The organism is Pseudoalteromonas shioyasakiensis (assembly GCF_024518675.1).
Taxonomy (GTDB): Bacteria; Pseudomonadota; Gammaproteobacteria; order Enterobacterales; family Alteromonadaceae; genus Pseudoalteromonas; species Pseudoalteromonas shioyasakiensis_B.
Genome location: NZ_JANIGL010000001.1, coordinates 713,938 through 726,219, shown reverse-complemented (window position 1 = coordinate 726,219; position 12,282 = coordinate 713,938). Strand labels below are relative to the sequence as shown.

8 protein-coding genes are annotated in these 12,282 nt (G+C 40.8%); 4 read left to right on the top strand and 4 right to left on the bottom strand.

Features of this window, described 5'->3' with window-relative positions:
- Positions 1-11: 11 nt before the first annotated feature.
- Positions 12-1,445 (bottom strand): cytochrome-c oxidase, cbb3-type subunit I, encoded by a 1,434-nt coding sequence (gene ccoN, locus NQT69_RS03170; RefSeq protein WP_256826257.1) that lies wholly within the window; start codon positions 1,443-1,445, stop codon positions 12-14.
- A gap of 343 nt (positions 1,446-1,788) precedes the next feature.
- On the opposite strand from ccoN, the gene NQT69_RS03165 reads away from it, so the two are divergent.
- The 4 genes from NQT69_RS03165 to NQT69_RS03150 all read left to right on the top strand — a co-directional run bounded on the left by NQT69_RS03165 (position 1,789) and on the right by NQT69_RS03150 (position 7,633).
- Entirely contained in the window at positions 1,789-2,211 is a 423-nt protein-coding gene (locus NQT69_RS03165) for a hypothetical protein (protein ID WP_256826256.1), read from the top strand.
- A 620-nt stretch (positions 2,212-2,831) separates the two neighbouring features.
- A complete protein-coding gene (locus NQT69_RS03160) occupies positions 2,832-5,549 on the top strand; it encodes a TonB-dependent receptor (RefSeq protein WP_256826255.1) in 2,718 nt (905 codons plus the stop codon).
- A 112-nt stretch (positions 5,550-5,661) separates the two neighbouring features.
- The gene (locus tag NQT69_RS03155) at positions 5,662-7,017 is read left to right on the top strand and encodes a hypothetical protein (RefSeq protein WP_256826254.1); all 1,356 of its coding nucleotides are present in this window, start codon (positions 5,662-5,664) and stop codon (positions 7,015-7,017) included.
- 67 nt (positions 7,018-7,084) lie between these two features.
- On the top strand, positions 7,085-7,633 hold the full coding sequence (locus NQT69_RS03150; RefSeq protein ID WP_256826253.1) for an HPP family protein: 549 nt from the start codon (positions 7,085-7,087) through the stop codon (positions 7,631-7,633).
- Positions 7,634-7,684: 51 nt separating this feature from the next.
- On the opposite strand, the gene NQT69_RS03145 is transcribed toward NQT69_RS03150, so the two are convergent.
- The 3 genes from NQT69_RS03145 to mfd are packed head-to-tail and all read right to left on the bottom strand — an operon-like array spanning position 7,685 to position 12,261.
- Complete coding sequence (locus NQT69_RS03145; RefSeq protein ID WP_256826252.1) at positions 7,685-7,936, bottom strand: outer membrane protein assembly factor BamE; 252 nt, start codon at positions 7,934-7,936, stop codon at positions 7,685-7,687.
- Positions 7,937-7,951: 15 nt separating this feature from the next.
- Complete coding sequence (locus NQT69_RS03140; RefSeq protein WP_256826251.1) at positions 7,952-8,788, bottom strand: peptidoglycan binding protein CsiV; 837 nt, start codon at positions 8,786-8,788, stop codon at positions 7,952-7,954.
- Complete coding sequence (gene mfd, locus NQT69_RS03135) at positions 8,788-12,261, bottom strand: transcription-repair coupling factor (RefSeq protein ID WP_256826250.1); 3,474 nt, start codon at positions 12,259-12,261, stop codon at positions 8,788-8,790. The genes NQT69_RS03140 and mfd overlap by 1 nt, the downstream gene beginning before the upstream one ends.
- Between the last annotated feature and the right edge of the window lie 21 nt (positions 12,262-12,282).

The window sequence follows — 12,282 nt, the reverse complement described above, 5'->3', positions numbered from 1 at the left end:
ATTTCACTCCGTTATGCTAACTGGGCTTGCGCGTCTAATTTCAACGAATCGTTTTTCGCTGTAATTGTACGGTAAACGTTATAAGCCATAACTAGCATGCCTGCGACGATAAATACACCGCCTAAGAAGCGCATAACATAGAATGGGTGAGATGCTTCTAGTGACTGAACAAAGCTATACATTAATGTACCGTCAGCATTCACTGCACGCCACATTAAGCCTTGCATTACACCTGAAATCCACATAGCAACAATATACAGTACCACACCAACGGTATGTAACCAGAAATGGGTGTTAACAAGTTTCACACTGTACATACGACCTTGTGAGAATAGTGCCGGAATTAGATGATAGATAGCGCCGATAGAAATCATTGCAACCCAACCTAACGCACCAGAGTGAACGTGACCTACGGTCCAATCAGTGTAGTGAGAAAGTGCATTTACAGATTTAATTGCCATCATAGGCCCTTCGAAGGTAGACATACCATAGAAAGATAATGAAACAACTAAGAAACGAAGTACTGGATCAGTACGTAGTTTATGCCATGCACCTGACAGGGTCATAATACCATTGATCATACCGCCCCAAGAAGGAACGAATAAGATGATAGACATCACCATACCTAAGCTTTGTGTCCAATCTGGTAGTGCAGTGTAATGTAGGTGGTGAGGGCCGGCCCAAATGTAAAGCGAAACAAGTGCCCAAAAGTGAACAACAGATAAACGGTATGAATATACCGGGCGACCAGCTTGCTTTGGTACAAAGTAATACATCATACCTAAGAAACCAGCAGTTAATAAGAAACCTACAGCATTATGACCATACCACCACTGTACCATTGCATCTACAGCACCCGCGTAGATTGAATAGGATTTAGTCAGTGATACTGGTACCGCCATGCTGTTTACAATGTGTAATACTGCAACAGTAATAATAAAACCAGCATAAAACCAGTTAGCAACATAGATATGCGACACTTTGCGCTTAGCAATGGTACCCATAAATACAACTGCATACGTTACCCATACAATCGCGATTAAAATATCGATAGGCCACTCTAGCTCTGCATATTCTTTAGAGCTTGTGATACCTAGTGGAAGTGTAATTACTGCCAATACGATAACTAATTGCCAACCCCAAAATGTAAAGGCTGCTAATTTGTCCGAAAGAAGGCGCGTTTGACAAGTACGTTGAACAACATAATACGATGTTGCGAAAAGTGCACTTGTACCAAATGCGAAAATAACTGCGTTCGTATGTAACGGACGAAGTCGAGAGTATGTTAACCATGGTGTATCAAAGTTAAGTGCTGGCCAAGCTAATTGGGCAGCAATCAGAACCCCAATACTCATGCCAACGATGCCCCAAATCACTGTCATAATAGCGAATTGGCGTACAACTTTATAGTTGTACTCAGTTTGTGATGCTACTGTTTGGCTCATTTTCTGGCTTCCGCTGCAATATATGCGTTTAGAAATGAATTACCCACTTAATGAAAAGCGGGGCCTACTATTACTCCACAAGCGTGCTATCTAAAACCACCAATACTTGACTGCTTCAGAAAACAAACTCGAGAAACCCTATTTTTGCGGGGGAAATGATAAAATTTTTGGCCTAAAAAAGATAGGTCAATTGCATAAAATTATGACATCAATCAATTTTTATCATGTAGTTGACTATTTTTTGTTACACTTTTTGAGATTCATTGATTATTTAGTGACAACCCGTTGTGTTTTAATACCATGATAACTAATATTGCGATCAGTTTTTATAGGGAAAATGACAATGTTGGTTAAATATAGTGTGTTTAGCTTGATAACCGTTATAGGTTTAATAGCATGCTCTCCCCATAAAGAAAGTATAGAGCAGCAGGAGGGAGTCGCAAGTTGCGAGCCCAATATGCCTTGCACATTCAACAAGGGTATAAAAGTTTGGTTACCTGATACCGATCTAACGCCAGAAACACCGTTCAATATAAACCTCTCAGTTGCTAATAATGAAAAAATTATTAGTGCGCGCCTCGAGGGCGTCACTATGTATATGGGGTATATCCCAGTAGCATTTTCATCCCTAGGAAATATATACCAAGCCCAAACCATGGTGGGTATTTGCTCTGAAAAGAATATGAAATGGAAATTACAATTAAATTTAGAAGACAAGCACGGTAATCCGCAAACGTTATCTTACTACTTTATAGTCACGTATTAATAAAATAGTAAGCGCAGGTAAATCCCAACTCAATGTCACTTTAGAATCTAATTTAGTTACCCCCATCACTATGTAGTACTCATAGACTAATACCACCTCGTATTGATTTATCGCGATGACTCTACGCTGAGCATATTTCTTCCTCTATTTCGCCTTGTTCTGTAATGAACAGTGTAATTATCGGCATATAAACTAAAATTCATCTGCTTGATATGCTTTTTTAAGCATTCTTTTTGAATAATTATGGTTAGTTTTTAACATTGAGTTTTACTGTTTTTATAAAACCATGTGATTAACTTGTAAAGTTTCCCTTTTTGGGTAAATTTATACTGTGATTACGTTTGATTACAAACTCTGTGTATTTGATATCATTCGTGCTTTTTGTGTATTAGACTGTATTTATCTATCTGTTTATTATCTGTTTTATTGAGTTAACACTGAAACATCAATTAACGTGTGTTTCTATTTTGGGTTCGCAAAAAACTGCAAGTTCATTATGTGTTCTTTTATTCAGTTTTCGTTCAGTTAATTCAGCCTAAGTTGCCCGCCGTTGACTCGTAATTCTAACAAAAACGAGCACTACCTGAATAAGGTACTTTTTCCAACAAGTAGGGTTTCACATGAAAAAATCAATTCTTGGTTTAGCTGTTATTTCAGCAATTCCTATGTTCTCAACAAGTGTAGTTGCTGCAGACGAAGCAGCACAGTCTATTGAAAAAATCCAAGTAACGGGTTCTCGCATTAAGCGTTCAGACATGGAAAACGCAAGCCCAGTTACTTTAATCGGTGCTGATGACATTAAAGCAATGGGTGCAACAAGCATCGATAGCGTATTACAAAAAATGACTGCCACTGGCGGTGCGATGACTAACCCAGGTATCAACAATGGCTCTGGCGGTAATGCTCGTATCGATTTACGTGGTTTAGGTGCTAACCGTACGCTTGTACTTGTTAATGGCCGCCGTATGATTGCATCAGGTACAGGTGCTGCGTCAACTGTTGACCTTAATACAATCCCAGTTTCAATGATCAAATCTGTTGAGGTATTAAAAGATGGCGCATCTGCTGTATATGGTACTGATGCGGTTGCAGGCGTTGTAAATATCATCTTAAAGGATGATTTTGAAGGCCTTGATATGAATGTAAATGCTGCTATCACCGGTGAAGGCGATGCATCAGAAAATTCTATCGACTTCACAGTAGGTACATCTTTCGATAAAGGTAATATCGTAATTGGTATGCAATACACTGATCGTGGTGAAGCTAAACAGTCAGACCGTGACTTCTCTAGCTGTCCAATTGCTGAAGATGCTAATGGCCTAAACTGTAATGGCGGCTCTGTTTACTCTGAAGGCGGTCACATTTGGCAAGACAGCCTTATTGGTGATATGAATGCCGACGGTCAAACAGTTGATGCTGATGGTAATCCAATTACTTCAGGTATTGCTATTGGTGATAATGGTTTAAGTGGTCAAGGTGGTCTTCACCCATTTACTGATGCCGATCGTTATAACTTTGCTCCAGCTAGCTACCTTTACACGCCAATGGAGCGTTTAAACCTAACTGGTATCGCTACATATGAATTAAATGATGATACTAGTCTTTTTACTGAATTTACTTACACTAAACGTTGGTCAGAGCAGCAAATGGCTGCACAACCAGTATGGTTTGGTTTTGAATACAATGAAGCGATGGGTGACTCTTTATTAGGGCAAACATATAACAGTAAAGTTGACCGTGACGGTGATGGTATCGCAGATCGTGATGCGAATGGCGACTACATTACTGAAAGCGCTAACTATGCATATGGCGATGATATTTTCTATGGCCGCCGTATGTCTGATACAGGTGCTCGTTATTTTGAACAATCTGTTGATACGGTTCGTGCTGTAATTGGCGCTGAAGGTTTTGTTGGCGATTATTCTTGGGATGTGTCTGCTAACTTCGGTCGTAACGATTCAGTGGATAAGCTAAGCAACCTTCATAATATGGGGGCTATTCAAGATCAAATCACTGAAGGTACATTCAACCCGTTAGATCAAGCTGCGTGGACTTCAGAAGACTTCCGTAAAAATGTTTATACTGAAGTAAATAATGGTGGTAGCCAATTATTTATTTTAGCTGCCTCTGTATCAGGTGAAATGTTCGAACTTCCTGCGGGTTATGCAGCTTTTGCAGCCGGTGTTGAGCGTCGTCAAGAAAAAGCATGGTATACTCCTGATTCATTAACTGCACAAGGTTTAGCGAACGATCCTCCAGTAGAGCCTACATCAGGTGGCTTTGATGTAAATGAAGCATATGTAGAATTTGCAATTCCATTACTAGCTGATGCTCCATTTGCCCAAAACGTCGAATTAAGCGCTGCAATTCGTGCGTTTGATTACAGCACATTTGGTTCTGATGAAACGTGGAAACTTGGTTTAACTTGGAAAGCTAATGACGAACTAATGTTCCGTAGCGTTGTTTCGACTGCATTCCGTGCCCCAACTGTTTCTGAACTTTATTCTGGTAACTCACCTTCGTTTGAGAATGTTACATACCCAGGTGCCCAAAGCCAAGCAGAAGTAACTGTAGGTGGTAATGATCAATTAACACCTGAAGAAGCAGATACGCTAACTGCTGGTATCGTATATGAGCCAGAGTGGTTTGAAGGTTTTTCAATGACATTAGATTACTATGACATTGAAATTGAAAATGCAATTGTGACTGTTGATAGCCAATACATTGTAGACCAGTGTGTAAATAATGACGCAAATGCTGGCACGGCTTTATGTCAATCTGCATCTGCAACAATTGATAGCACTGGACGTATTATTTTCAATAACCAATTACAAAACATTGGTTCAGAGAAAACATCTGGTTATGATTTAAACCTTGCGTATAGCTTTGAAGCAGCAGGTTTAAACTGGAAAGCTGGGCTTGATACAACGTATCTTGATGAATATGTAACACAAGTTACAGGTGAACCAACTGACTATACGGGTGTTATTACATCAGGTACGGGTGGTTATGCTGAAGTTAAGTCAAACTTAACGCTAAATGTTGCTGGCGATAACTGGGATGCACAGTATCAGGCGCGATATATTTCAGGTATGGATAGCTTTGCATGTATTGATGATCCGGCAAGCTGTTACGCACCTTCTACACCATCAGTTGTTTACCATGACATCAGTGGTACTTATTTAGTAAATGAGACGGTTTCATTATCAGCAGGTGTTAATAACTTGTTTGACAAGCAACCTCCTTACTACACAGGTAACAATGATTCAAACACTGACCCGTACACATATGATGTATTAGGTCGTCGTTTCTTCGCTGGTCTAAATGTTAAATTCTAATCAGTAAGAACATTTAATGATTAAAAGGCCCAGTTTTTACTGGGCCTTTTTTATTGAACAATTTAAAATGTGGCAGTAAACTATTTATCAAATAACTTATTAGGAGAATTGATTGCTAAAACAGGATGAGAACTTATCCTTTATTATTGAACCAGAACTAAGCCCGCGCTCAGAACAACGCATCGACTTGTATTTCTCTATCCCGAATGAAATGGGCATTAACCCGCAAACACTTAGTGAAGAGGCGTATTTTAATAACCACTTCAAATCTCATTTAGCCTACAACGCGAATAATATTCATCTACCCTTGGTTCGGAGCCGTTTTGTAAGTAAAAACAAAGGGGAACAACAAGATTATCGCCAGAACTTAAACTTATATTGTTATCAGGTACGGCTAGCTATTGATACGGATGTTAAAGATGCATTAAAGATTGACGACATCGATGAGTTTTATCAACGCGCCATAGAGCTGTCGGAACTCAGTAAAGGCTTGTTGAAAAAGTTACGCAGATACACCCCGGATAATGAAAAGCTCATTTCTTTTTATACCAATGCTGATAATTATTTAAGTTGGCAAATTGAACAGTCATTTCTAAAGTTGCTAGACGAAGGCCCTCGAAGTAGCGACCATGCAAAAGAACGCAGTGATTTATTAAGTTTTTGTAAAAGTGAACAAGCTTATCGGCAAGAGCAGCAATATAACTCTGATTCCACACTAAAAGATGCAAACCGTATTACCAATAAAATGCGTTTATTACAGCGTCTTATTGAGCATGGTGTGGTGCTTAACCGACATACGCGGCATCTAAATAGTTACTTGAAACGGATGGTGAAAGGTTCTGTTACAGCCGTCATTATGGCTTTTGTCATGGTAGTGGTATTGAATGCACGTAGTAGTTTTACCGAAGTGACTGCAACTTTGATTGTTATATTAGGTGCTATCTATGGTATGCGTGAGATTTTTAAAGAAGATATTACACGAGTTATTTGGCGCGCTATTGTCAAAGGGCGACCAAAGTGGCGTTTTCAGTTTCGTAATAGTGTGACTAAAGATAAAATTGCCACCCAGTTTATTTGGCTTGAATACACACGTTTTAAAAAGATACCAGAATCTGTTCGTAATATATTCTCAAAACGCCGACAGCAAAATAAACTTGCAGCACAGTGGTTTCATTTTGCAAGTGAAACCCGAGTAGGCGCGAAAGAGTTTTTACCAGGATACGATACCCTACAACAAACCCTTAGGTTTAACCTCGCTCCCTTCACACGCTACCTTAAAAAGGGAGAAGGTAAATTGTACCACCTTGAGAATAGTAGAATATCAAAGCAAAGCGTTGAACGTAGATATCAGTTAAATGTGGTTGTTGTATATCAAGATAAAGGCGAACGTAAACATCAGCGTTATAAAATCACTTTGAACAGAAGCAAAATAGTAAATATTGAGCTTATTTATAGCGAAATGGAATAGATTTAACGCGAGATTATTGCACTGCATCAGGTATCATCTGTTTTTTGTACTACGCTAGAGTTTTTAAATGCGATTGTTTTTGTCCCGTATGAGTGCAACAAGCCAGTGCCCGCCGCGTAAACCTATGAGTAAAATTATGTGGTCGTTATTAGGCTCGTTCTTAGGTATTTATTTAGTGGCACTGATAGGCAAAACGCTGCAGTTTGATGCCTTAACTAATCTATTTTTAATCGGTTCATTAGGGGCAACGGCTGTGCTTATTTACGGTGCGCCATTGGCTGAGTTTTCTCAACCGCGAAATCTTGTCGGTGGTCACTTATTTAGTGCAATGGTGGGGGTTACGGTTGCTAAATTTTTAACGGCTGATCTGATGTTAGCTAGTGCTCTTGCTGTATCACTATCTATTGCTGTGATGCATTTAACGCGCACTTTGCATCCTCCGGGTGGGGCAACTGCATTAATAGCCGTTATTGGTGGTGAGAGTATTCATCAGCTCGGTTATTATTATGTTATTAGTCCAGTATTATTTGGTTCGTTGATTATGTTATTGGTTGGTTTGCTTGTGAATAACCTATCACGTAATCCTAAGCGTCATTACCCAGTATATTGGTGGTAAAATCAGTCTAGCTTGCAAAGATGGTAGCGAACTACCATCTTTATCAATCAATTATTTATCTAAGCCCGTTTTACTGTACAAAGACACTTTATCTGAAACTAAGGTGATTTCGATATTTTTTGCTTCATCACCCCAAGTACAATTAGTGTGAAGGGTTTTTTCAACACAGTTGTCTGCGCTGCCAAGAATTGCTTCGACTTCTGTCTTATCCATGCCTATAGAAATTTTCTCATAGTTTTCTAAGTTTACTTTTGAGCAGGCTGCGAGTGATAAAGTAGCTGCAATTATTAAAAGCTTTTTCATAAATAGTGTCCTTTATTAGTGTTTAAATTTTCTTATTTGTACAATCATGCCCATTTTCGGGTGGTCAAAATAATGAACCTCACCACTGATCACGCGTTTAAACTGAGAAAAACGGGCGCTTTGAATTTCCCCGTTATCGAGCTTTTCACTGATATCGAGGTTGGTATTAATAAATAGGTAGTGGCGTAAGTAAATATTAAAAAAGCCATCTAATTCCCATTTATCTTGAGTTTGTTGCGTTACAGGCTCAAGTGTTTGCACCGGGTTGACTAAGCTAATAAAGCTAGCATTATTATTTAAATTACTATTGGCGATAGGTGGGGTACTGAGGTGTTGGCCGCCAAATAACTTAATGCTTTGCGAGCGCGATTTACTTGCGCCTTCGAATCGCCAGCCTGTGTGCAACAAAGGCTTTAAGCCTTTTCGTACCAACTCGCGCTGTTGGCTTTTAAACTGTAGCTGCTCAGGGTTTAACAAATAGGTGCTGACCATGTCATCTCTGGCCTCTGCCTCAGGGCTAAGTGGCAAAGAGTCGTAACTGGCAATGTAATCGATAGTATCATCACATAAGCTTGAACGGCTGGCGCCAATCACAGTATCAGTTAGCGAGGTTGAATTAAATCGGCTGTCTCCAGCAATACAGTCTTGTTTAGCTTGTTGAGTATATAAAGGAGTCAGTAAGTCAACTTTGTTGCTTGCCTTAATGGGCTCTTTTTTAAGGCTAAAATCTTCTTGTAAATAAGGAGCAGGGCGCTGTTTGAATATCAGCACCTCTACTTCAAACCATCGCTCTGCGAATGCTGTGCTGCTAAATGCACAACATAAAATTAATAATGATTTTTTAAACAACATTAATGGCTAACCTTTTTAGAGAAATCTGCAATCATTGCAGTGACCATTTTTAAGCGTTCACGGGCATTTGCCTCACTGATCGCAAAGCGCAGTTTATTTGCGCCATCCATTTTGTACACATGGGGTGCACTTTGTATCAAACCAATGATGAAGCTCGGGTTAACCTTTGTATCTTGGGTAAACTCAAAGTAACCACCTTTTGGATTTGCTTCAATCTTTTTAATGCCTAATTCACTGGCTTTTAGTTTAAGTTGCTGCAAACTAAATAGGTTTTTAGTTGCATCAGGCAGTAAACCAAAGCGGTCAATTAACTCGACTTGCAGTTCATCCATGTCATCTACAGTAGCACAGCTTGCAATACGTTTGTAAATACCTAAACGGGCGTTGACGTCATGAATATAGTCATCGGGTAATAAAGCCGCGAGTTTTAAATCGACTTCACTTTGCTGTTGCAATAAGTTATCAAGTGTTGGCTCTTTGCCTTCGCGCAGTGATTTAACTGCTTGCTCAAGCATTTCCATATATAAATTAAAGCCTATAGTTTGCATTTGACCCGATTGGTCATCACCGAGTAATTCCCCCGCACCACGAATTTCTAAATCGTGTGTGGCTAACGCAAAGCCTGCGCCTAAGTCTTCTAAAGACTCTATAGCCTCTAAGCGTTTTACGGCATCTTTTGAAAGCGACTTCGGATGGCCGGTTAATAAATAAGCGTACGCTTGGTGATGGCTACGACCCACACGACCACGCAGCTGATGCAGTTGCGCAAGGCCTAACTTATCGGCTCTATCCATGATGATGGTATTGGCTGTGGGTATATCAATACCGGTCTCGATGATGGTGGTACAAACTAATACATTGTATTTTTGATGGTAAAACTCACTCATTAACTGTTCGAGTTCACGCTCGCGCATTTGTCCATGCGCTGACGCGACACTCGCTTCAGGTACCCATTCACTGATCTCTTGAGTTACACGGTCAATGGTTTCTACATTGTTGTGCAAAAAGTACACTTGGCCACCACGCTTGATTTCACGCAATATTGCTTCACGAATAAGCTCAGCATCGCGCTGGCGAACAAAGGTTTTTACAGCCAAGCGCTTAGCCGGTGGGGTGGCAATGATAGATAAATCACGCATGCCGCTCATTGCCATATTTAATGTACGTGGGATAGGTGTTGCGGTGAGCGTTAAAATATCGACATCGGCACGTAATGATTTGATTTTTTCTTTTTGTCGTACACCAAAGCGATGCTCTTCATCCACAATCAATAGGCCTAAATCCCGAAAATTAATATCTTGTTGAATTAATTTGTGGGTACCGATGACAATATCAAGCTTCCCTTCGGCCATTTTTTCTAGGGTATCTTTTTGCTCTTTAGGCGAGTTAAAGCGTGAAAGCACACCGACTTCAATGGGGAAATCGGCAAAACGGTCTTTAAAGTTTTCAAAATGTTGTTGGGCAAGTAGGGTAGTTGGCACCAATACAGCCACTTGTTTATTGTCGTTCACTGCAATGAATGCGGCGCGCATAGCGACCTCAGTTTTACCAAAGCCGACATCACCACACACCAGTCTATCCATGGCGTGTTTGCTTTGCATATCACCGACAACAGCTTCAATGGCGTTACGTTGGTCGTCAGTTTCTTCAAATGGGAAACCATCACTAAAGGCGCGATAGGCGCTGCCATCAAGGGCGAAAGCATTACCTGGTTTTGCTTGACGTTGGGCGTAAATATCAAGCAGCTCTGCGGCGACATCACGAACTTTTTCAGCAGCACGTTTTTTGGCTTTCTCCCAAGCATCAGAGCCTAGTTTATGCAGTGGCGCTGTGGCTTCTTCACCACCCGAATAACGGCTTAACATGTGTAGGGCAGATACGGGTACATAAAGTTTAGCTTCACCGGCATAGGTGATGGTTACAAACTCAGTGACCAGTCCTGCTGCATCAATAGTTTGTAACCCCTGATAACGGCCAACACCGTGGTCTAAATGCACAATGGGCTGACCGACTTTAAGCTCAGCTAAGTTGCGGATCAACGCATCTTGGCTGGCTTCGTATTTATGTTTACGGCGACGGCGCTGGGAGACTTTGATACCCAGTAATTCTTGTTCGGTAATGATGCTCAATGCAGGCTTTGTACTTAATAATACACTTTGCTCAAGCGGGCTGACAATTAACCCAACATCGCTATTGCTAGCGGTAAAGTCATCGAAAGACGAAAACTCTTTGAGTTTTAAGCCACTGGGTTTTAGTAACGCAAGTAATGACTCACGACGCCCGTCAGATTCTACCGAGATCAGTACGCGGCCTTTTTGTTTCTTTTGCGCTGCTACATACTCAATAAATGCTTGATAGGGTTCATGTTGCTTGTGATCAATTCGAACAGCGGGAAGATCGCCCGTGGCTAAGTTTTTATTGCCAGCTTTAGTGGGTAATTTAGCTTGGCTTAAACGTATGCGGGCAAAGTTACCTAAGTTTGAAAATAACTCATTGAGTGGCTGATAAAGCTCAGACGGCTCAAGCAAAGGTCTTAACGGATCGACTCGGCGGTTTTCATAGCGAACATTGACATCATGCCAGAATTTATCGGCAGCATGCTCTAAATCGCCATACTGCATCACTGTTGTGGTCTCTGGTAGGTAGTCAAAAATGGTGGCAAGCTGCTGAAAAAACAGCGGCATATAATACTCAATACCCGCAGGCCAGTTTCCTTTAGTGACTTGCATGTACACGGAATCTTGCTCAGCGCTTGCGCCAAATTTTTCTCGGTAGTTTATTCTAAAGCGCTCAATGTCATTTTCATTGGTTGGAAACTCATGAGCAGGGAGTAGCTCTATTTTATCTACTTTTTCGTCAGAACGCTGGGTTTCAACATCAAATAGGCGAATAGAGTCTAGCTCGTCGTCAAAAAAATCTAACCTAAATGGGTGCGGGCTACCCATAGGGTATAAATCAACAATTGAGCCACGAATAGCGTATTCACCATGCTCCATTACTTGTTGAACATGCAAATAACCGGCTTGCTCAAGATTACTCCGTAAGCTGTGAGTGTCTAGATTATCGCCCACTTTAAAATTAAGTGTAGAGCCATAAATAAACGAGGCCGGGGCCGTGCGCAGCATGAGAGTTGATACAGGCACAATTAATACACTTTGTTGTTCTTTTTTTAATGTATTAAGGGTCGCTAAACGTGACGAAATAATATCTTGGTGCGGCGAGAAGTGATCATACGGCAGGGTTTCCCAGTCAGGAAATACCATTACCGGGTGATCGGGTAATAAATAATCGAGTTCTGTCTCTAAGCGCAGCGCACTGGGTGTATCTGGGGTAACAATAAGCACTAAACCATCTTGCTGTTGAACCCCTTGTGCGATAGCGATACTGAGACCGCTGCCGGCGAGTTGCCCCCATTGAATTTTATCTTTTTGAGATTTAACCCAAGGCAAGGCTGCCCATTGCGCAAACGCCATTTATTACTCCTTTATTCAGTG

Coding starts and splice junctions, on each gene's coding strand:
- ccoN (WP_256826257.1), bottom strand. CDS start 1,445: ATGAGCCAAACAGTAGCATCACAAACTGAGTACAACTATAAAGTTGTA.
- NQT69_RS03165 (WP_256826256.1), top strand. CDS start 1,789: ATGTTGGTTAAATATAGTGTGTTTAGCTTGATAACCGTTATAGGTTTA.
- NQT69_RS03160 (WP_256826255.1), top strand. CDS start 2,832: ATGAAAAAATCAATTCTTGGTTTAGCTGTTATTTCAGCAATTCCTATG.
- NQT69_RS03150 (WP_256826253.1), top strand. CDS start 7,085: ATGCGATTGTTTTTGTCCCGTATGAGTGCAACAAGCCAGTGCCCGCCG.
- NQT69_RS03145 (WP_256826252.1), bottom strand. CDS start 7,936: ATGAAAAAGCTTTTAATAATTGCAGCTACTTTATCACTCGCAGCCTGC.
- NQT69_RS03140 (WP_256826251.1), bottom strand. CDS start 8,788: ATGTTGTTTAAAAAATCATTATTAATTTTATGTTGTGCATTTAGCAGC.
- mfd (WP_256826250.1), bottom strand. CDS start 12,261: ATGGCGTTTGCGCAATGGGCAGCCTTGCCTTGGGTTAAATCTCAAAAA.